Genomic DNA, 20884 nt, shown 5'->3' with positions numbered 1-20884 from the left:
GGCAATAAGCACCGCCGCAACCGTGGCCGGAGCGACGATCAGAATGACGGCGGCGGCCAGCAGAACCAGCAGAACCAGCAGAACCAGCAGAACCAGCAGAACCAGCAGAACCAGCAGAACCAGAAGGGCGACGGCGGTCGCGGCGGTCGGAACAACAACGGCCAGAACAACGGCCAGAACAACGGCCAGAACAACGGGCCGAAGAATGGCCCGAAGAACGACGGCGGCGGTCGCGGCAACGACGACGACGGACGCCGCAGCCGGCGCAACCGCAACCGCAATGATCGAGGGAACCGGCGCAAGGGCCGGAACAACCCGGAGGTCGACGACACCGAGCTGACCGAGGACGACGTCCTGCTGCCGGTCGCCGGCATCCTGGATGTGCTGGACAACTATGCGTTCGTCCGCACCTCCGGGTACCTGCCCGGCCAGAACGACGTCTACGTCTCGCTGAACCAGGTCAAGCGCCATCACCTGCGCAAGGGCGACGCCGTCCACGGCTACATCCGGGCCCCCCGCGACGGGGAGAGCAACTCCGGCAAGAACAAGAAGTTCAACCCGCTGGTGAAGCTGGAGTCGGTCAACGGCCGTCCGGCCGATCAGAACGATGGTCGTGTGGACTTCGGCAAGCTGGTGCCGCTCTACCCGCAGGAGCGCCTGCGGCTGGAGAACGACCCCAAGGAGGTCGGCAACCGCGTCATCGACCTCGTCTCGCCGATCGGCAAGGGCCAGCGCGGCCTCATCGTCTCGCCGCCCAAGGCCGGCAAGACGCTGATCCTGCAGGCCCTGGCTCGGGCCATCAAGACGAACAACCCCGAGGTGCACCTGATGATGGTGCTCGTCGACGAGCGGCCCGAAGAGGTCACCGACATGCAGCGGACCGTCGACGGCGAGGTCATCGCCTCGACGTTCGACCGTCCGGCCGACGACCACACCACGGTCGCTGAGCTGGCCATCGAACGGGCCAAGCGCCTGGTCGAGATGGGCAAGGACGTCGTGGTGCTGCTCGACTCGATGACCCGGCTGGGCCGGGCCTACAACACCGCCGCGCCGGCCTCGGGCCGGATCCTCTCCGGCGGTGTGGACGCCAACGCGCTGTACCCGCCGAAGCGCTTCTTCGGCGCGGCCCGCAACATCGAGAACGGCGGCTCGCTGACGATCCTGGCCACCGCGCTGGTCGAGACCGGCTCGCGGATGGACGAGGTCATCTTCGAGGAGTTCAAGGGCACCGGCAACATGGAGCTGCGCCTGTCGCGGCACCTGGCCGACCGGCGCATCTTCCCGGCGGTGGACGTCAACGCGTCCTCCACCCGCCGCGAGGAGAACCTGCTCTCCCCGGAGGAGATCAAGATCATGTGGAAGCTGCGCCGGGTCCTCTCCGGACTGGAGCAGCAGCAGGGCCTGGAGCTGCTCATCAACAAGCTCAAGGAGACGAAGTCCAACGCGGAGTTCCTCCTGCTGGCCAACAAGACGACCCTCGGCGACAAGAAGGACTAGCGCCGCAGGTCCGCCTCGGCCCGGGACGCACGAGGCGTCCCGGGCCGAAGCCGTCCCGCGCCCCGCCGCCCGTCCACCACGCTGAAGAAGGTCCCCGTCATGTCCAGCCCCGACGCCTCGCTGACCGAGAGCATGCTCGCCTCCGCCGACGCGCTCCTCGCCGAGCATGCCGAGCTGCAGGAGCGCCTCGCCGATCCCGACGTCCACGCCGATCAGGCGCTGGCCCGTCGGCTGGGCCGTCGCTACGCCCGGCTGAACGGCGTCGTCGAGGCACATCGTCGCTGGTCCCGGGCGGAGGAGGACCTCGCCGCCGCGCGCGAGCTCGCCGCCGAGGAGCCGGACTTCGCCGAGGAGGCCGAGCGGCTGGCCGTCGAGCACGAGCAGGCCGCCGACCGGCTGCTGCGCATGCTCATCCCGCGCGACGAGAACGACGCCCGCGACGTCATCGTCGAGATCAAGGGCGGTGCCGGCGGCGACGAGGCCGCGCTCTTCGCCGGCGACCTGCTGCGGATGTACACCCGCTACGCGGAGTCCAAGGGGTGGAAGACCGAAGTGCTCTCCTCCACGCCCTCGGACCTGGGCGGGGTGAAGGACGTCCAGCTCTCGGTCCGCTCGTCGACGAACGATCCGGCCCAGGGCGTCCACGCCCACCTGAAGTATGAGGGCGGGGTCCATCGCGTCCAGCGCGTCCCGGAGACCGAGTCTCAGGGGAGGATCCACACCTCGGCAGCGGCTGTTCTGGTGATGCCCGAGGTCGACGAGCCCGAGGAGATCGAGCTCCACCCGAACGATCTGAAGATCGACGTCTACCGCTCCTCGGGACCGGGCGGACAGTCGGTCAACACCACGGATTCGGCGGTGCGGATCACCCATCTGCCCACCGGGTTCGTGGTGGCGATGCAGAACGAGAAGTCCCAGCTGCAGAACCGGGAGGCGGCCATGCGGGTGCTGCGGTCCCGGCTGCTGGCCCACCAACAGGAGGAGATCGACGCCGAGAATGCCGCCGCGCGCGCCTCGCAGGTGCGCACGATGGACCGTTCCGAACGGATCCGGACCTACAACTTCCCGGAGAACCGGATCGTCGATCACCGGACCGGATACAAGGCCTACAACCTCGACACGGTGATGGGCGGCGATCTGGAGGCGGTCGTGCAGTCCTGCATCCAGCTCGACGAGCAGGAGCGTCTCGCTGCGCTGGCGGACTCGGGTGGGGGATCCGGAGCGGAGTCGACGGCCTCGTGAGCGACAGCATGTCCGGCCCCGGGCCCGATCTCGAGGAGCTGATGCGTGCGGCGACGGCGCGGCTGGCCGAGGCCGGGGTGCCCTCGCCGCGGGTGGACGCCGAGCTGCTGGCCGCCCACGTCCTCGGCGTCTCGCGCGGCCGGGCCGCGGCCCTGGTGCTGAGCGGCGCCCGGTTCGAGGCGACGGCGGCCGAGCGGTTCGACCAGCTGGTCGCCGAGCGGGTTCGTCGGGTGCCGCTGCAGCATCTGACCGGCGTCGCCCCGTTCCGCGACCTTCAGCTGCGCGTCGGCCCGGGGGTCTTCGTCCCGCGGCCGGAGACCGAGCAGGTCGCTCAGATCGCTCTGGACCGCCTGCACCGTCTCGCCGCGGAGAACGGGGCGGGCGACGGCGCCGGGCTGCGCGTGCTCGACCTGGGCACCGGATCCGGAGCGCTGGCCGCGGCCGTGGCCGCCGAGCTTCCCGGCGCCGAGGTCCACGCCGTGGAAGTCTCCGCCGAGGCGGCGGCCTGGGCCGCGCTGAACCTCGAGCCGCTCGGGGTGCACCTGCACCGCACCGACCTCCGCGACCTGCCCGAGGACTGGGCGGAGACCGCCGACGTCGTCGTCTCCAATCCGCCCTACATCCCGGCCTCGATGGTCCCCGTCGAAACCGAGGTCCGCGAGCATGATCCCGAGGTCGCCCTCTACGGCGGAGGCCAGGACGGGCTGTCGCTGCCGCATCAGGTCGTCGAGGTCGCGGCGATGCTGCTGCGCGACGGCGGCTGGTTCATCATGGAGCACGCCGAGGAGCAGGCCGAGCCGCTGGCCGCCCGCTGCACGGCGCACCCCCGGCTGACGGCGGTGCGCACCCACCAGGACCTGACCGGCCGTGATCGGGCCACCAGCGCCGCGCGGCGGTCCTCGATGTCCGAGAACACCACCACGACCATGGAAGAATGACGCGCGTGAGCCATATCGTCGACTGTCTCGATCCCGGCGCCCGTTCCGCCGGCCTGGCCGCGGCCCAGGAGGCCGTCCAGCACGGCGAGTGCGTCGTGCTGCCGACCGACACCGTCTACGGCATCGGGGTGGACGCCTTCTCGCCGCAGGCGGTGAGCATCCTGCTCGCCGCCAAGGGACGCAACCGCACCATGCCGCCGCCGGTCCTGATCGGCTCGACGGCGGTGATGGGCGCGCTGGCCGACGAGGTGCCCGAGACCGCCCGGCGCCTGGCCGAGGCCTTCTGGCCCGGCGCGCTGACCCTCATCCTGCCCGCGCAGCCGTCGCTGGCCTGGGACCTCGGGGAGACCCGAGGGACCGTGGCCCTGCGGATGCCCGCCGACGACCTCGCCCTGGACCTGCTGGGACAGGTGGGGCCGATGGCCGTCTCCTCGGCCAACCGCACCTCGCTGCCCGCGGCGACGACGGCGGCCGAGGCGGAGCAGATGCTCGGCGAGGCGGTCAGCGTCTACCTCGACGACGGCGAGCGGAGCACCACGCGCCCCTCGACCATCGTCGACTGCACGCTCTCGGCCCCGCAGGTCGTCCGCGACGGCGCGGTGAGCCTGGCCGAGCTGCAGGCGGTCGCCGGCGAAGTCCGCGGCCCGCAGACCGCCGACGACGAAGGCTGAGCGCCGCGACACCGCAGCATGATCTACTTCCTCGTCGTCCTCACCATCTCAGCGGTGGTGACCTATGCCCTCACCCCGCCGGTCCGCCGCATCGCGCTGCACCTGGGCGTCTACACGCCGGTGCGCACGCGCGACATGCACCGGGGGCAGATGCCGCGCTGGGGCGGGGCGGCGATGTTCGTCGGCATGGTGGTCGGGCTCGCCGCGGCCTCGGCGATCCCGTATCTCAGCGGGATCTTCGCCGACCTCACCCCGGTCCGCGGCGTCTTCCTGGCGATGATCATCATCCTGGTGGTCGGCCTGGCCGACGACGCCTGGGACATCCATTGGGCGCTGAAGCTGCTGGGGCAGATCGCCTCGGGCGTGGTGCTCGTCGCCCACGGCATGCGCCTGGAGGTCATGCCGGTCGGCTGGCTGGGGGTCGGCGACGCACCGGTGCAGGCGGGCCTGACGGTCTTCCTGGTGGTGCTGACCATCAACGCCTTCAACTTCATCGACGGCCTCGACGGGCTGGCCGCCGGCGTCGCGGCGCTCGGCGGCGGCGCGTTCTTCATCTACAGCTATCTGCTGACGCTGTCGATCAACGAGTTCGACGCCTCGAATCTGGTCACGCTGCTGATGGCGGTGCTCGTCGGCGCCTGCCTGGGCTTCCTGCCGCACAACTTCCACCCGGCCCGGATCATCATGGGCGACACCGGCGCGATGCTGCTGGGCCTGGTGATGGCGGCCGGCGCGGTGGCGGTGACCTCCGACGTCGGCCAGCTCGCCGAGGGCTTCCGGTTCCGCAACATCCCGGCCTATATGCCGGTCCTGCTGCCGTTGGCGGTGATCCTGCTGCCGGTGCTCGACCTCGCGCTGGCGGTCATCCGGCGCACCGCCCGCGGCGCCTCGCCGTTCAGCCCGGACCGCGGGCATCTGCACCACAAGCTCATCGACGAGGGCTATTCGCATCCTCAGGCGGTGCTGCTGCTGCACCTGTGGTCGGGGCTCTTCGCCTTCGGCGCGGTGTCCTTCAACTTCCTGCCGTGGTGGCTCGTCAGCGCGGCGATGATCCTCTCGCTGGGGCTGGCCAGCGTGCTGACGCTGGGCCCGTGGCTGCAGCGGCGCGCGCGGCGGACGAACCGTGAGGCCGCCGTCGCCGGTCTGCGGCGGCGTCGCGGGGCGGCCCGCGCCGACCGCGCCGACCGCGCCGACCGCGCCGACCTCGCCGAGGTCGACGACGTCGATGACTTCGACGCCTCGGAGGAGGAGCGATGACCCCGACCTCGGGAGCGGGGCGCCGCAGGGCCGTGGTGCGCGGCACCGGTTGGCGGCCGGTGCTGGTCGCCGCCGTCGTCGCCGGTGCGGCGATCACCGGATTCGCGGCGGTGCTGGGGCTGCTGGTCGCCGGGGACGAGGCCGCACTCAGCGCGCTGTCCGGTGGAGCGGCGGTGCTGGTGCTCTCCGCGACGAGTCTGGCCCTCATCGACCTGGCCGAACGACGGGTCCCGCGGCTGACCGTCCCGCTGTTCCTCGCGGCCTTCGTCATCAAAGTCATCGGCCTGGTGCTGCTGGCGCAGCAGGCCGCGGCCCCGGACTGGGTGCGCCCCGGCTGGGCGGCGGTCACCGCCGCCGTGGTCGTCGTCGGCTGGCAGATCGCCGAGATCCGTGCGTTCCTGGGGATGCGCGTCACCGTCGACCCGGAGTCGGACTGATGGTCCGACCCGCGCCCGCGGAGTCGGCGACGACCGTCGCGGCTCCAGCTCGCGCCCAGGATTTCTACAGCGTGTAGTACAGTTGGACCTGCGCTTCCGGCGCGGTCGCTGCGTGACCCTCGTCATTTGATAGGCTGACCGATGACCGCGCCACGGCGATGGATGCTTCCCGGCCCACCGCACGACGACGATCAGTCCTGACAGGCAGAGCTCGACGCTGTGTGCAGGCATGCTCACGTGCGTGCACCGGAGGAGATCCCGCACTGCGCACCAGACCACCGCGAGACGGAGTCCCCTCCCGGCTCGCCGATGCCCGGGGCACGTGCCCGATGACGGACACCGCAGAGAGGACCAGCGTTGCACTCGCTTGCGCTCGCAGCCGCCGACAATGAGGGCGGCTTCACCCCGCCGACCCTCGAAGAGACCCACCTTCCGGAGATCCTGCCGTGGATGGCCGAATGGGGGACCGGCTTCGGCAAGCAGATGCTGATGATCGTGCTGTCGATCGTGCTCATCTGGTGGTTCTTCTCCGCCGCCATCCGCAAGCGGGCCCTGGTGCCCTCGCGCCTCCAGTGGCTGGCCGAGTCCGGCTACGGCTTCGTGCGCAACACGATGGGCCGCGACGTCATCGGCGAGAAGCACTTCATGACCTGGGTGCCGCTGCTCTTCGGCATCTTCTTCTTCATCCTGGTCAACAACCTCTTCGGCGCGATCCCGCTGCTGCAGCTGCCCAGCTTCTCGCACGTCGGCGCAGCCTACGCGATGGCCGGCATCGTCTGGATCCTCTGGGTCGGAGTCGGCTTCCAGAAGTACGGGCTGCGCTACGTGAAGCTCGTCGCAGTGCCCTCCGGCGTCCCGAAGCCGCTGCTGATCCTGCTGGTCCCGCTGGAGATCCTGTCGAACTTCATCATCCGCCCGGTGACGCACTCGCTGCGTCTGATGGCGGTCATGCTGGCCGGCCACGTCATCGTGATGCTGGTCGGCTCCGGCGCGGAGTTCCTCATCACCCAGCAGGAGTCGCTGGCCATGAACGCCACCGGCGTGCTGGTGCTGCTGGGCTTCATCCCGATGTACTTCCTCGAGCTGGCGATGATGATCCTGCAGGCCTTCGTCTTCACGCTGCTCACCGCCGTCTACCTGCAGGGAGCCCTCGAGGCCGAGGCCCACTGAGGCGGCGACCCCCAGACTCACGGAGGGCCTCCCTCCGGAAGCGACGCACTCCACGCGCGGCGCGGAGCGTCACCCCATCCCGCAAGCCGCCGGGGCCCGCCCCGGCGACATCACAGAAAGAGAGCACAAGGACATGGACGGAAACCTGAACATGATCGGCATGGGCCTCGCCGGCACCGGTGCGGCCATCGGCATCGGCCTGGTCTTCGCGGCCTACATCAACGGTGTGGCCCGTCAGCCCGAGGCTCAGCGCATCCTGCAGCCGATCGCCCTGCTGGGCTTCGCACTGGCCGAGGCAGTCTTCGTTCTGGCTCTGGTCTTCGCCTTCGTCCTCTGACCGGTCCCGGATGACGTCGCGTCGAGCTCCTCGCCGCGACTCTCGTGACCCTCAGGACCACAGATCAAGGAAATGGGTGAACACATGATCAGCGCAGACGTGCTCCACGCCGCCGGCGAGGCGAGCCCGCTGGTTCCCAACCCCTGGGAGATCCTCGCCACCGGCCTCGGCTTCATCGTGCTGATGATCGTCGTGGTGAAGTTCATCGTGCCGGCCTTCGAGAAGACCTACCAGCAGCGGGTCGAGGCCATCGAGGGCGGCCTGAACAAGGCGGAGGAGGCCCAGGCCGAGGCCGAGGCCATGAAGGCTCGCTATGAGCAGAGCCTGGCCGACGCGCACGCCGAGGCGAGCCGTCTCCGCGAGGAGGCCCGCGCCGAGGGCGCTCAGATCGTCGCCGAGCACAAGGAGAAGGCGGCGGCCGAGGCCGCGCGCATCACCGAGCAGGCTCAGCAGCAGATCGCCGCCGAGCGGCAGCAGGCCTTCGCGTCGCTGCGGCAGGACGTCGGCACCCTGGCCACCCAGCTGGCCGGTCGCATCGTCGGCGAGGCGCTGGACGACGACTCCCGCTCCCAGCGCGTGGTCGACCGCTTCCTGGCTGACCTCGACGCCGAGCAGACGGACCAGAGTCGGACGGAGGCTGCCCAGTAATGGCCGCGGTGACCAGCGAATCCCTGGCGGCGGTGCTGCAGGAGCAGGCCCGGGCGGTCGAGTCCGCGGACCTGACCGTGGCCGAGGAGCTCTTCGGCGCGGTGGACGTGCTCGACTCCTCCTCGGCGCTGCGACGCAGCCTGACCGACCCGGCTCGGGAGCCCGATGAGCGGGCCTCCGTGGTGCGCGGACTCTTCGGCGAGAAGGTCGCTCCGACGACGCTGGCCCTGCTCGAGGCCCTGGTCTCGAAGCGGTTCAGCCGGGACCGGGACCTCGCCGACTCCGTCGAGACTCTGGCGGTGACCGTGGTGGCGCAGCAGGCCGAGGCGGAGGGGATCGACGGGCTCGAGCAGCTGGAGACCCAGCTGCTGGCCTTCCGCCGGACGGTGGGGTCCTCGCACGAGGTGCAGCGGGCGCTGACCGAGCCGCAGGCCGGCGCGAAGGCGCTGAGGACTCTGGCGTCGCGACTCTCTCCGGATGCAAACGCCGAGGCACGGCTGCTGATCGACCGGGCCGTCGTCGCGCCGCGCGGACTGCGCCCCGAGGCGCTGGTCGAGCGGTTCACCGAGCAGGTGGCCGCACGCCAGAGCCGCTGGATCGCCCGGGTCACCGTGGCCCAGGAGCTCGACGCCGACCGCCGCGAGCGGCTGCGTGCGAGCCTCGACCGGTACTTCGGTCGGGAGCTGAAGCTCGACGTCGTCGTCGATCCCGACGTGGTCGGCGGCATCCGGGTGCAGGTCGGCGACGAGGTCGTCGATTCGACGATCTCGGCGAAGGTCGACGACCTGCAGCGGAGACTGGCAGGCTGAGCGCCGGGACCTCCGGCATCGGCTCACTCGCGCTTCGCGGCGGTCGGCCCGAGAGGTCGTCCACGCCGCCAGACGTGACACTTTGAACCATTCCGGCCGCAGCCGCGGCCATGACACAGGAGAGCAGGGACTGCAGATGGCCGACTTGACCATCAACGCCGACGACGTCCGCAATGCTTTGAACGAGTTCGCAGCGTCCTACGAGCCCGGCAGCGCCGAGCGCGTCGAAGTGGGACGCGTGATCTCCGCGGCCGACGGCATCGCCCGCGTCGAGGGACTGCCCTCGACCATGGCCAACGAACTTCTTCGCTTCGAGGACGGCACCCTGGGCCTGGCCCAGAACCTGGACACCCGGGAGATCGGCACCGTCGTCCTCGGCGACTTCGAGGGCATCGAGGAGGGCCAGGAGGTCCGCCGGACCGGAGAGGTCCTGTCCATCCCGGTGGGCGACGAGTTCCTCGGCCGCGTCGTGGACCCGGTGGGCCAGCCCATCGACGACAAGGGCGAGATCACCCCGGAGGGGCGCCGCGAGCTGGAGCTCCAGGCTCCGACGGTCGTGCAGCGCCAGTCGGTCGGGGAGCCGCTCCAGACCGGTCTGAAGGCCATCGACGCGATGATCCCGATCGGCCGCGGCCAGCGCCAGCTGATCATCGGTGACCGCCAGACCGGCAAGACTGCGATCGGCGTCGACGCGATCCTCAACCAGAAGGCGAACTGGGACTCCGGCGATCCTGACAAGCAGGTGCGCTGCATCTACGTCGCAGTCGGCCAGAAGGCCTCCACCATCGCCTCGGTCCGTCAGACCCTGGCGGATCAGGGCGCGCTGGAGTACACCACGATCGTGGCCTCCCCGGCGTCCGACCCGGCCGGCTTCAAGTACCTGGCTCCGTTCGCCGGCTCGGCGATCGGCCAGCACTGGATGTACGGCGGCAAGCACGTGCTGATCGTCTTCGACGACCTGACCAAGCAGGCCGAGGCCTACCGCTCGGTCTCGCTGCTGCTCCGCCGTCCGCCGGGACGCGAGGCCTTCCCGGGCGACGTGTTCTACCTGCACTCCCGCCTGCTGGAGCGCTGCGCCAAGCTCTCCGACGAGATGGGCGGCGGCTCGATGACCGGCCTGCCGATCGTCGAGACCAAGGCGAACGACGTCTCGGCCTACATCCCGACCAACGTCATCTCCATCACCGACGGCCAGATCTTCCTGCAGTCGGACCTCTTCAATGCCAACCAGCGGCCCGCAGTCGACGTCGGCATCTCGGTGTCCCGCGTCGGCGGCTCGGCGCAGGTCAAGGCCATGAAGAAGGTCGCCGGCACGCTGAAGCTGGACCTGGCCCAGTTCCGCGAGATGCAGGCCTTCTCGATGTTCGCCTCGGACCTCGACCCCGCCACCCGCCAGCAGCTGGTCCGCGGCGAGCGGCTCATGGAGCTGCTCAAGCAGGCCCAGTACACCCCGTACCCGGTCGAGGAGCAGGTGGCCTCCATCTGGGCCGGCGCGCAGGGCCACCTCGACGAGGTCGACACGTCCGACGTGCAGCGCTTCGAGACCGAGTGGATCGACCACCTGCGCCGGCACAGCTCGGTGCTGACCACCATCGCCGAGAGCGGCGCCTGGGGCGACGACCAGATCAACGCGCTGAACGAGGCCATGGAGGCCTTCAAGCCGACGTTCCAGTCGTCGACCGGCAAGCAGGTGTTCACCGAGCACGCCGAGCCGCTGTCCGAGGACGAGATCAACCAGGAGGAGATCGGGACTCAGCAGCGCTGAGGCCGACTCGACCTCTCGTCGCCGTCGGCGCCGTCGCCCCGCCCTGCCGGGCGGTGACGGCGCCGACGGAGCCGACCATCTCAGGGAAGGACAAGCATGGGAGCCCAGATCCGGGTCTACCGCGAGAAGATCGCATCGACGTCGTCGATGAAGAAGATCTTCAAGGCGATGGAGCTGATCGCGACCTCGCGCATCGGCAAGGCGCGCGAGCGGGTGCAGGCCTCGCTGCCGTACGCGGAGGCCATCACCCGTGCGGTGTCGGCCGTCGCCTCGCAGGACGACGTCGAGCACGTGCTCACGCAGAAGGCGGAGAACCCGCAGCGCGCCGCAGTGCTCATCATGGCCTCGGACCGCGGCCTGGCCGGCGCCTACTCGACGAACGTGCTCAAGCGCGCCGAGTCGCTCATCGCCAAGCTGCAGGGCGAGGGCAAGGAGGTCCGCCCGTACCTCTACGGCCGCAAGGCGCAGGCCTACTTCGACTTCCGCGAGCGGGAGTACGACAAGGTCTGGACCGGCAAGACCGACGCGCCGGAGGTGTACACCGCTCGGGAGATCGGCGACGCGCTGATCGACCGGTTCTCGCGCGGCACCGACGCCGGCGGCGTCGACGAGCTCTACGTGGTGCACACCGAGTTCCAGTCGATGATCAGGCAGGAGCCGGTGGTCAAGCGCCTGCTGCCGCTGGCCTTCGTCGAGCAGCAGCCGGGGTCCGGCGAGGACCCGCTGCCGCTCTACGAGTTCGAGCCCGGCCCCGAGGCGGTGCTCGACGCGCTGCTGCCGCGCTACGTGGAGTCGAGGATCTTCGCCGCGATGCTCGAGGCCGCCGCCTCCGAGCTGGCCGCCCGCCAGCGTGCGATGAAGTCGGCAGCGGACAATGCCGACGAGCTCATCCGGAAGTACACGCTGCTGCGCAACAACGCCCGCCAGGCCGAGATCACCCAGGAGCTCACCGAGCTCATCGGCGGCGCCGAGGCGCTGTCCGCCAGCTAGCGGCCGTCTCCGGAGTCGCCGGAGACCACGCAGACCACGTTCCGACATCATCCAAGATCAAGTGAAGTGAGAGAGATGACTGCCACCACGACCGAACAGGGCTCCTCCGGAGCCGTTCAGCCGGGCGCGACCGGTCGCATCGCACGTGTGATCGGTCCGGTCGTCGACGTCGAGTTCCCGTCCGACGCGATCCCGGAGCTGTACAACGCCCTGACCACCGAGATCACCACGAACGGCCAGACCCGCACGGTCACCTTCGAGACCTCGCAGCACCTGGGCGACAACCTGGTGCGCGCCATCGCCGTGCAGGCCACCGACGGCCTGGTCCGCGGCACTCCGGTGCAGGACACCGGTGCCGCGATCACCGTTCCCGTCGGCGACGGGGTCAAGGGTCACGTCTTCAACGTCCTGGGCGAGACTCTGGACATCCCGACCTCCGAGCTGGAGGTCACCGAGCACTGGCCCATCCACCGCGAGCCCCCGAACTTCGCGACGCTGGAGGGCTCGACCGAGATGCTGGAGACCGGCATCAAGGTCATCGACCTGCTGACCCCCTACATCTCCGGCGGCAAGATCGGCCTCTTCGGCGGCGCCGGCGTGGGCAAGACGGTCCTCATCCAGGAGATGATCACCCGTGTGGCCCGCAACTTCGGAGGCACCTCGGTCTTCGCCGGCGTCGGCGAGCGGACCCGCGAGGGCAACGACCTCTGGGTCGAGATGGCCGAGTCGGACGTGCTGAAGGACACCGCGCTGGTCTACGGCCAGATGGACGAGCCGCCCGGAACGCGCCTGCGCGTGGCGCTGTCGGCGCTGACCATGGCGGAGTACTTCCGCGACGTGCAGAACCAGGACGTGCTGCTCTTCATCGACAACATCTTCCGGTTCTCGCAGGCCGGCATGGAGGTCTCCACGCTGCTGGGCCGCATGCCCTCGGCGGTGGGCTACCAGCCGAACCTCGCCGACGAGATGGGCGTGCTGCAGGAGCGCATCACCTCCACCCGCGGCCACTCCATCACCTCGATGCAGGCCGTCTACGTCCCCGCCGACGACTACACCGACCCGGCGCCGGCGAACGTCTTCGCCCACCTGGACGCGACCACGGAGCTCTCCCGTGCGATCGCCTCCCGCGGTCTGTACCCCGCCGTGGACCCGCTGACGTCGACGTCGCGGATCATGGACCCGCAGTACATCGGCGACGAGCACTACCAGACCGCGACCCGCGTGAAGGCGATCCTGCAGAAGAACAAGGAGCTGCAGGACATCATCGCGATCCTCGGTGTGGACGAGCTGTCCGAGGAGGACAAGGTCACCGTCTCGCGCGCCCGTCGCATCGAGCAGTTCCTGTCGCAGAACACCTACACCGCGATCCAGTTCACCGGCATCGAGGGCTCGACCGTCCCGATCAAGGACACCATCGAGGGCTTCAACGCCATCTGCAACGGCGATCTGGATCACGTGCCGGAGCAGGCGTTCTACAACGTCGGCGGCCTCGAGGACGTCGAGCAGAAGTACGCGGAGCTCAAGAAGAACTCCTGACCACACTGCGTCGGCCCCGTCGACGACGCCTCGGCGTCGTCGACGGGGGCCCCGCCGCCCGCTTGCTGAGGAAGGAAACAGGGCATGGCTGAACTCGACGTCGAGGTCGTCGCGCACGACCACGCGGTGTGGTCCGGAGCCGCCACGGCGATCCGCGGCCGCACGACCGACGGAGACATGGGGATCCTGCCGGGCCACACTCCGGTGCTGGCGCTGCTGGACTCCGGAGAGCTGGTCATCGAGCCGGTGGACGGCGCTCCGGTGCGGGCCCAGGTCAACGGCGGGTTCTTCGTCGGTCGACTCCGACCGGGTGACCATCGTGGCCGACGACGCCCAGCTGGTCTCGGACTGATCCGCGCCGGCCGGAAGACCGGCCGGCGGCGAGGAACTCCACTCACTTCACACGCACGACGGCCCCGAGCCTCGTCTCCTGCGCGGAGACGGGCTCGGGGCCGTCGTCGTGCGCGGAGCCGCGGACCCTCAGAACAGCCGGGAGTCGGCGTCGTCGAGGCCGCGCATCTCGTCGTAGTCGAGCACCACGCACCGGATGCCGCGGTCCTCGGCCAGCGTGCGCGCCTGGGGCTTGATCTGCTGCGCGGCGAAGACGCCCTCGACGGGCGAGAGGAGCGGATCGCGGTTGAGCAGCTCCAGGTAGCGGGTGAGCTGCTCGACGCCGTCGATGTCTCCGCGGCGCTTCAGCTCCACCGCCACGTGCCCTTCGGGACCCCTGGCGAGGATGTCCACCGGGCCGATGGGAGTGGGGTGCTCGCGACGGATCAGCGCATGGCCGTGTCCGAGGCGTTCGATCTGCTCGGCGAGCAGCCGCTGCAGATCGGACTCGACGCCGTCCTTGACCAGGCCCGGGTCGGTGCCGAGCTCGTGGGAGGAGTCGTGATGGAGCGTGAAGATCGCGATGCGCAGGGTGTCGTCGCTCTTGGTCGCCTGCACCGTCCAGACCTCGGTCACCCCTGCGGAGACCTCATCGGGCTCGGGCTCGCCGACGCGCATCGTCGCCGGGGGAGACATCCAGTTCAGCGGCTTGTAGGAGCCGCCGTCGGAGTGGACCAGCACCGAGCCGTCGGCCTTGACCATCAGCAGGCGCGTCGCCTGGGCCAGGTGGGCGGTCAGCCGCCCCGTGTAGGTCACTGAGCATGTCGCAATCACCAGTCGCACAGTCCACGATCCTACCGGTTCTGGAAGAATGGCCGACATGGCGAGAGGAGCGGGGAAGCCGGGGCGCCGGCGGGGATCGAAGTGGCAGCAGGGCCACCGCCCGCTGAATCCGGGGCTGACGATGCCCGGAGGGGTCGAGGGCGGCACAGTGCGTCGTCGCGACGGCGAGTATCACGTGCGGCGGATCACAGCGTCCGGGGCGACGAAAGAATACATCTGCCCGGGGTGCCATCTGCCGATCCCGCCGGGGACTCCGCACGTCGTCGCCTGGCGGGCGGACTTCATCCTCGGCGACGAGCATGCCGTCTCCGAGCGCCGCCACTGGCACCCGCACTGCTGGCGCATCGGCTAGGACGTCCCCGGGGCGTCCTGGAGCTACCGTCGATCCTGGTGGAGGATCAGCACCTCGCGCATGACCAGCATCACCGCCGCAGCCAGCGGGATGGCCATCAGTGCGCCGAGGATCCCCAGCAGCGCGCCCCCGGCGATCACCGAGATCACCGCCACCGCAGCGGGGATGCGTACGGCCCGGGACATGATGCGCGGCGAGACGAAGTAGGCCTCGATCTGCAGATAGATGAAGTAGACGACGGCGAAGGTCAGCGCCGTCTGCCAGTCCACGGTGAGCGCGATCAGCGTGACCAGCACGCCGCCGGTGACCCCGCCGACCAGCGGGATGAAGGCCAGGATGCCGACGACGACGGCGAGCAGCGCCCCGAAGGGGACTTCGGCGAGGCGGATCGCCACGAAGGCCACCAGACCGTTGAGCACGGCCACGCAGGCCTGTCCGATGACGTACTGGCCGACGCCATCGAGGATCCGGTCGCCGAGATGCTGCAGACGGGGCCGCCGCGAGGCGGGTGCGAGCCGATAGGCCCAGGCCTTCATCGTCGGCAACGAGGCCAGGAAGTACAGGGCCAGCACCAGCACCACGAGGAGGCCGACGCCGGTGGTCAGCACGGCCGCACCGACGCCGAAGATCCCGCCGAGCGCATCGGTCACCGCCGTCGGGTCGGCGACGAAGCGGCTGAGCTCGCGGTCGACGATATCCTGCAGGCCCAGCGTCTCGTCGAGGCGGCGGAACCAGTCCGAGGACGAGATGTCGTCGATGAGCTCCGGCACCGACTGGGCGAAGGTCGACATCTGCCGGGTCGCCACGGGGATCACGGCGGCGAGGAAGCCGGCCAGCACGCCGACGAAGCCGAGCATGGTGATCGCCACGCTCATCGGCCGCGGCGGGCCGAGCCGCTCCAGTCCGCGGACGATCGGGTCGAGGCCGAGGGCGATGAACAGGGCCGCGCCGATCCAGATCAGCAGCTGGGTGTTGGACTGGCCGATGTAGAACAGCAGCAGCGCCAGGCCCACACCGACGGTGAACATGAAGCCGGTGTAGATGGGGCGTGCCAGCACGCCGGCGGTGGAATGGTGGACGGTGGCCCCGGCCCCGGCCCCGGCCCCGGCCCCGGCCGCCGCGTCGCCGCCGCCCTCGGCCTCGGCGCGTTCCGAGCCGGAGGCGGGTGCGACGACGTCCGGGGCCCCGTCGAGCCCGGGGTGCGGCGCGCTGTGCGCCTCGGTCGGAGTCTCCTCGACGACGGGGAGCCCGTGGGCGTCATAGCGCGGGCGTCGGTCGGCGGCCCGGGCGCGGGCCGCGCGCCCGGACGCGAACCGGGAGCGCAGCGGGGCCGTCAGGCGGGCGATGCGGCGTCGCCCTCGTCGCAGGGAATCCACGACACCACCCTAGCCACTGGCGCCGTCGAGGCCGAGAAGCATGGGCGGGGCGCGCCCGGAGGGTGTGCTGCGTCCGCGCGAGCGAAGCTGACCTGCAGAGATCTCCGGAGTGAAGCGAGAGTGTGACCAGATCGTTATCTCGCGATATCCTGGGGTCTCTGTTCATCTGAGACAGTCAGTCCGTGCGTGTCCGGCGCGGCCCCGTCACGGGACCGCGGAGCCGGCGCCGTAGGAGGGCGCCCCGGCGTCTCCCGACTCGTCTCCGCCCCGTCTCATCGAAGGACACACGACCTGTGCGAATCCTCTCCTCCCTGCTCTCCCTCCTCCTGGGGCTCGTCGCGCTCGGCGCGGGCATCGGTCAGCTCACCGTCTGGGCTCCCGAGGACTCCGTCGTGGCCGAGTCCGCCTCGCTGGAGGAGGCGCCGCTGACCGTGGTCACCGACGGCGTCGTCGATCCCGCGGCGGGCCGGGAGGATCTGACCGTCGACGCCGAGGGCGAGTATTCGCTGGCGCTGGCCCGCGAGGGCGACGTCGAGGCGTGGATCGGGGATGCCGCGCACAACCGCATCACCGGGCTCGAGGAGGGCGGCGAGGACGAGGCGCCGCAGATGGTCGGCGAGCACGTCGACGGCGAATCGACCGTCCCGGACCCCTCCGGCTCCGATCTCTGGGCCGCCGAGGAGCAGGCCGAGGGTCCTCTGCAGTATCGCTGGTCCGTGCCTGACGATTCGGGCGACTGGGCGCTGCTGATCTTCCGCGACGGCGAACAGGCCGCGCCGACCGACGTCGAGGTCTCGGTCGCGCAGGAGCACGACCAGACCATCCCGGTGGTGCTGATCGTGGTCGGCGCCGTGCTCATCCTGCTGGCCCTGGCGCTCTTCTACCGGGCGCTGGCCCGGGACCGCCGGCGGCGCGGCGAGGATCGCGAGGCGCGCCGGGAGGACGCCGCAGAGTCTGCCGGGGCCGCCGGGGCTGCAGGCCGTGGCGAGGAGACCGCCGCGGGCGAAGGGCTCCACGACGAGCAGCAGGAGCTCGAGACCGACCCCGAGGCGGAGCCTGAGACGCATTCCGAGACGCATCACGAGACGGAGGAGACCGCTGTGCCGGTTGCCGAGGAGCAGACCGAGGACCAGACCGAGGACCAGGCCGGAGACAGTCCCGGCGAGGATTCGGAGGAGGACGCCGACGGCCACGGCCGTCGTACGTGGTGGACCCGGCGGCCGGCGGTGGGCACGCTCGCCGCGGTCGCCGTCGCCCTCGCTCCGGCGGTGCCGGGCGCCGACGGCGTCCTCGCCGCGAGCTCCGCGGAGCCGAGCGGCTCATCGAGCGCCTCGGCCGAGTCCGCGGAGTCCGGCGAGGAGGAGCCCGCAGCGTCCGAGGGAGAGTACTCGGTGCTGCTGCACAGCCAGCTCGAGCGCATCCTCGGCGAGATCTCCGAGGCCGCGGCGGCCGGCGACGAGGCAGGCGACCCCGAGCAGCTGATGACGCGCTTCGGGGGCAACGCCTACGACATGCGCAAGCTGACCTATCGGAATCAGGAGATCGACGATTCCGAGCCGGCGCCGGAGCCGATCGGCACCGAGATCCTCGCCGCGGCGGTGACCTCCTCGAGCGAGTTCCCGCGGCAGGCGGTGGCCATCACCACCTCCGAGGACTCCGAGACCAACCAGGTGCTGGCGCTGGAGCAGCACACGGCGCGCAGCAACTACAAGGTGCGCCAGGCGGTGACGATGATGCCCGGCGCCGAGTTCCCGGCCATCGGCGTCGAGGAGGGCGGGGTGTCGCCGATCGGCCCCGACGAGGACGCCGCGGCCTTCTCGCCCGAGCATTCGCTGATCCACACCGCGGTCTACCTCAACAACGAGGAGTACTACTTCGGCAACTATGTCGCCGACAACGCGTACATCGAGGACCTGCACGCCTACGAGGAGGAGGTCGCCGAGAACGCCGAGGACGTGGAGGTCGACTACACCCGACCGCTGGTGTCGGACCTGACTGCCCTGCGTCTGCCGGACGGCTCCGCGATCGCGGTGGGCAGCTTCGACTCGACCATGCAGCTCCGTCCCGAGGAGGGGGCCGAGGTGAACTTCGACTCCCCGGTGGCCGCCGACATCGCCGGCACCAGCTCCACCGACGCCGATGCCGACGTGATCAGCCGCGAGGGGATGATCCTGCACATCCCCGCGGACGAGGAGCAGGATATGTCTGTGTTGGGCGTGGATACTATCGTGAGTGATGTGACCATCCACGACTGAGGCGCACGGCGCCCGGTCGGCCGGATTCCCGCAGAGCAGGATCCCAGCAGAGACGACCAGCAGCACAGGAGAGTGCCCCGTGACCCAGCCCGGACCCGAGGACCCGCGTTCCGCAGACCCGCGCGCCGGCGCCGCGCCCGCCGGCGGCGCCGATGAACCGCGCGGAGTCGATTCGCGCGGCGCCGTCGACCTCTCGTCGTTGGCCGGCGGCCAGCAGGGCCAGCAGAGTCGAGCGAGCCGGCCGGCGCCGCAGGCGGCGCAGCAGCCGGCCGCCTCCGGCGGCGGTCAGGGCGCCGACAGCTGGGTGATCGCCGTGCAGGCCCAGCAGCTGCAGCAGGTCGTGCAGCTCTCGTCGCAGGCACCGGTGATCGTGCTGATCCACGGTGCCGACGACGCCTCCGAACAGATGCGCACCCGGCTTGAGGACGCGGTCGACGCCCAGCAGGGGCGCGTGCTGATGGCCGAGATCGACGCTTCCAGCCCGGAGATCGCCCAGGCTCAGGGCGCCGACCAGGTGCCGGTGGCCACTGCCTTCCTCGGCGGTCGTCCCGTCGGCGAGTTCGACTCCTCGGTGCCGGCCGAGCAGCTGGATCAGCTGGTTCCGCAGCTGGTCCAGGCCGCGACGCAGAACGGCATGACCGAGGTGCTGCCGCCGCAGTCCGCTCGAGCCGCAGGCGGCACCGAGGCGGAGCCGGAGCTGCCGCCGGAGCATCAGAAGGCCCATGACGCCCTCGAAGCCGGGGACCTGGACGACGCGATCGCCGCCTACGAGGAGGCGCTTCGGCAGAAGCCCGCCGACGAGGACGCCACGCTCGGCCTGGCCCGGGTGAAGCTCATGAAGCGCACCCAGGACGTCGACGTCGAGCAGGTCCGCCGCGCGGCCGCCGACGCGCCGGACGACGTCGACGCCCAGACGACCGTGGCCGACGTCGACGTGCTGGGCGGCCATGTGGAGGACGCCTTCGCCCGACTCGTGCGCTTCATCCAGCAGCACCCCGGCGAGGACCGGGAGACGGCCCGGGCGCATCTGGTCGAGCTGTACTCGATCGTCGGCGACTCCGACCCGCGGGTGAACAAGTCGCGGCAGCAGCTCGCCCGCGCGCTGTTCTGAGGGGCGGGACGAGCGGACACCGGTGAGGCGCCGATCCGGCGGGATCATCCCTGCGACGGATGGCATGCTCGTTCGCATGGCCTAGTCTGCCGGACATGATGAGCATGCCACCGTCCGGCTCGTCGGCGACGTCGACCGCCGCGGGCCCTCAGCACTCCGCCGCACCGGCACCCTCCGATCTGTCCGGCGGAGCGACCGGCGAGACGCCGGCGCTCACCCTGAACGGGCTGACCAAACGCTTCGGCGACACGCTCGCCGTCGACGCGCTGGACATGGCCGTGCCGCGCGGCTCGTTCTACGGCTTCGTGGGCCCCAACGGTGCGGGCAAGACGACCACGCTGTCGATGGCCACCGGTCTGCTGCGGCCCGACTCCGGGTATGCCGCCGTCGGCGACGTCGACGTCTGGGCTTCCCCGCAGCGGGCCAAGCAGGCCATGGGCGTGCTCGCCGACGGCGTGCTGCTGTTCACCAAGCTCACCGGCCGGCAGCTGGTCACCTACTCCGGGCTGCTGCGCGGGATGGACCGCGCCACCGTCTCCGAACGCACCGAGGACCTGCTGCAGGTGCTCGGGCTCGCCGACGCCGCCGGCAAGCTCGTCGCCGACTACTCGGCCGGCATGACGAAGAAGATCGGCCTGGCCTCGGCGATGATCCACGCCCCGCAGCTGCTGGTGCTCGACGAGCCCTTCGAGGCCGTCGACCCGGTCTCGGCTCGGACCATCCGCGGACTGCTGGACAGCTACGTCGCCTCCGGCGGCACAGTCATCCTCTCCTCGCATGTGATGGACCTGGTCCAGCGGATGTGCAGCCATGTCGGGATCATCGCCGACGGGCGGCTGCTCGACGCCGGCACCACCGACGAGGTCCGCGGCGAGGCTGATCTGGAGAGCCGCTTCGTCGAACTCGTCGGCGCCGAAGGCGGGGGAGAGGAGCTCTCGTGGCTGCGCCTGTGACCCCGTCCGAGGCCGCTCCGAGGGTTCCGACGGTTCCGACGGGACCGACGAGGCCGCCGAGCATGATCGCCACCATCCTGCGGCTGAAGCTGCGGCTGCTGGGCAACGGCATGATGCGCTCGACCTGGCAGATCGTCGGCACGATCTTCGCGCTGCTCTACGGACTGGGCGTGGTGGGCATGATCGCGGGGGGCCTGGGGTTCGCCGGCGGTCAGGAGGTCCCCGTCGACACCCGGGCGACGGTCTCCGTGCTGCTCGGCGCCGGAGCGACGCTGATCTGGGTGCTGGTGCCGCTCTTCCTCACCGGTGGCGACAGCGTGATCGATCCGCGTCAGCTGATCCCCTAGGCATCGGCCGGAGGCAGCTC

Annotated in this window: 20 protein-coding genes and 1 pseudogene; 19 read left to right on the top strand and 2 right to left on the bottom strand. The window is 70.5% G+C overall.

Features of this window, described 5'->3' with window-relative positions:
* From rho to GU5_RS16875, 14 genes and pseudogenes are all read left to right on the top strand, one after another.
* Nucleotides 1-1497: transcription termination factor Rho (gene rho / locus GU5_RS0111805; protein ID WP_010525779.1), on the top strand; the 1497-nt coding region annotated here is incomplete at its 5' end.
* A gap of 132 nt (nucleotides 1498-1629) precedes the next feature.
* On the top strand, nucleotides 1630-2739 hold the full coding sequence (gene prfA, locus GU5_RS0111800; RefSeq protein WP_033228239.1) for a peptide chain release factor 1: 1110 nt from the start codon (nucleotides 1630-1632) through the stop codon (nucleotides 2737-2739).
* Entirely contained in the window at nucleotides 2736-3677 is a 942-nt protein-coding gene (gene prmC / locus GU5_RS0111795) for a peptide chain release factor N(5)-glutamine methyltransferase (protein ID WP_010525777.1), read from the top strand. The genes prfA and prmC overlap by 4 nt, the downstream gene beginning before the upstream one ends.
* On the top strand, nucleotides 3674-4348 hold the full coding sequence (locus GU5_RS0111790) for an L-threonylcarbamoyladenylate synthase (protein WP_010525776.1): 675 nt from the start codon (nucleotides 3674-3676) through the stop codon (nucleotides 4346-4348). The genes prmC and GU5_RS0111790 overlap by 4 nt, the downstream gene beginning before the upstream one ends.
* Nucleotides 4349-4366: 18 nt before the next feature.
* Nucleotides 4367-5605, top strand: coding sequence for an MraY family glycosyltransferase (locus tag GU5_RS0111785; protein ID WP_010525775.1), 1239 nt, complete (start codon nucleotides 4367-4369; stop codon nucleotides 5603-5605).
* A complete protein-coding gene (locus tag GU5_RS16490) occupies nucleotides 5602-6042 on the top strand; it encodes a hypothetical protein (RefSeq protein WP_010525774.1) in 441 nt (146 codons plus the stop codon). Before GU5_RS0111785 ends, GU5_RS16490 begins: the two co-directional genes overlap by 4 nt.
* 357 nt (nucleotides 6043-6399) lie before the next feature.
* Nucleotides 6400-7212 carry a F0F1 ATP synthase subunit A gene (gene atpB, locus GU5_RS0111775; RefSeq protein WP_010525773.1) on the top strand — a complete coding sequence of 271 codons (813 nt, stop codon included), beginning with the start codon at nucleotides 6400-6402 and terminating at the stop codon, nucleotides 7210-7212.
* Between the two features lie 133 nt (nucleotides 7213-7345).
* Nucleotides 7346-7549: an ATP synthase F0 subunit C gene (locus GU5_RS0111770; protein ID WP_010525772.1), complete on the top strand. Its 204-nt coding sequence runs from the start codon at nucleotides 7346-7348 to the stop codon at nucleotides 7547-7549.
* 84 nt (nucleotides 7550-7633) lie between these two features.
* On the top strand, nucleotides 7634-8197 hold the full coding sequence (locus tag GU5_RS0111765; RefSeq protein ID WP_010525771.1) for a F0F1 ATP synthase subunit B: 564 nt from the start codon (nucleotides 7634-7636) through the stop codon (nucleotides 8195-8197).
* Nucleotides 8197-9006, top strand: coding sequence for a F0F1 ATP synthase subunit delta (locus GU5_RS0111760; RefSeq protein WP_010525770.1), 810 nt, complete (start codon nucleotides 8197-8199; stop codon nucleotides 9004-9006). The genes GU5_RS0111765 and GU5_RS0111760 overlap by 1 nt, the downstream gene beginning before the upstream one ends.
* A 136-nt stretch (nucleotides 9007-9142) precedes the next feature.
* On the top strand, nucleotides 9143-10771 hold the full coding sequence (atpA, locus tag GU5_RS0111755; RefSeq protein WP_010525769.1) for a F0F1 ATP synthase subunit alpha: 1629 nt from the start codon (nucleotides 9143-9145) through the stop codon (nucleotides 10769-10771).
* A 96-nt stretch (nucleotides 10772-10867) separates the two neighbouring features.
* Entirely contained in the window at nucleotides 10868-11761 is an 894-nt protein-coding gene (locus tag GU5_RS0111750; RefSeq protein WP_010525768.1) for a F0F1 ATP synthase subunit gamma, read from the top strand.
* Nucleotides 11762-11836: 75 nt separating this feature from the next.
* Nucleotides 11837-13297: a F0F1 ATP synthase subunit beta gene (gene atpD / locus GU5_RS0111745; protein WP_010525767.1), complete on the top strand. Its 1461-nt coding sequence runs from the start codon at nucleotides 11837-11839 to the stop codon at nucleotides 13295-13297.
* Nucleotides 13298-13381: 84 nt separating this feature from the next.
* A pseudogene (locus GU5_RS16875) lies at nucleotides 13382-13649 on the top strand (F0F1 ATP synthase subunit epsilon).
* A 128-nt stretch (nucleotides 13650-13777) separates the two neighbouring features.
* On the opposite strand, the gene nucS reads toward GU5_RS16875, so the two are convergent.
* On the bottom strand, nucleotides 13778-14470 hold the full coding sequence (nucS, locus tag GU5_RS0111740; RefSeq protein ID WP_010525766.1) for an endonuclease NucS: 693 nt from the start codon (nucleotides 14468-14470) through the stop codon (nucleotides 13778-13780).
* Between the two features lie 37 nt (nucleotides 14471-14507).
* On the opposite strand from nucS, the gene GU5_RS0111735 reads away from it, so the two are divergent.
* On the top strand, nucleotides 14508-14822 hold the full coding sequence (locus GU5_RS0111735) for a hypothetical protein (protein WP_029514249.1): 315 nt from the start codon (nucleotides 14508-14510) through the stop codon (nucleotides 14820-14822).
* Between the two features lie 23 nt (nucleotides 14823-14845).
* Here the strand turns inward: GU5_RS0111735 and GU5_RS0111730 are convergent, their stop codons facing one another.
* Nucleotides 14846-16198: an AI-2E family transporter gene (locus tag GU5_RS0111730; RefSeq protein WP_010525764.1), complete on the bottom strand. Its 1353-nt coding sequence runs from the start codon at nucleotides 16196-16198 to the stop codon at nucleotides 14846-14848.
* Between the two features lie 293 nt (nucleotides 16199-16491).
* On the opposite strand from GU5_RS0111730, the gene GU5_RS16485 reads away from it, so the two are divergent.
* From GU5_RS16485 to GU5_RS16480, 4 genes are all read left to right on the top strand, one after another.
* A complete protein-coding gene (locus GU5_RS16485) occupies nucleotides 16492-18453 on the top strand; it encodes a hypothetical protein (RefSeq protein WP_010525763.1) in 1962 nt (653 codons plus the stop codon).
* A gap of 79 nt (nucleotides 18454-18532) precedes the next feature.
* The gene (locus GU5_RS0111720) at nucleotides 18533-19564 is read left to right on the top strand and encodes a tetratricopeptide repeat protein (RefSeq protein ID WP_010525762.1); all 1032 of its coding nucleotides are present in this window, start codon (nucleotides 18533-18535) and stop codon (nucleotides 19562-19564) included.
* A gap of 104 nt (nucleotides 19565-19668) precedes the next feature.
* Nucleotides 19669-20517 carry an ATP-binding cassette domain-containing protein gene (locus GU5_RS0111715; RefSeq protein ID WP_010525761.1) on the top strand — a complete coding sequence of 283 codons (849 nt, stop codon included), beginning with the start codon at nucleotides 19669-19671 and terminating at the stop codon, nucleotides 20515-20517.
* A 62-nt stretch (nucleotides 20518-20579) separates the two neighbouring features.
* Entirely contained in the window at nucleotides 20580-20864 is a 285-nt protein-coding gene (locus GU5_RS16480) for a hypothetical protein (protein ID WP_010525760.1), read from the top strand.
* Nucleotides 20865-20884: the final 20 nt, after the last annotated feature.

The organism is Nesterenkonia sp. F (assembly GCF_000220985.1).
Taxonomy (GTDB): domain Bacteria; phylum Actinomycetota; class Actinomycetes; order Actinomycetales; family Micrococcaceae; genus Nesterenkonia.
Note: the sequence above shows the minus strand (reverse complement) of the source record. Positions and strands in the feature narration are given on the sequence as shown.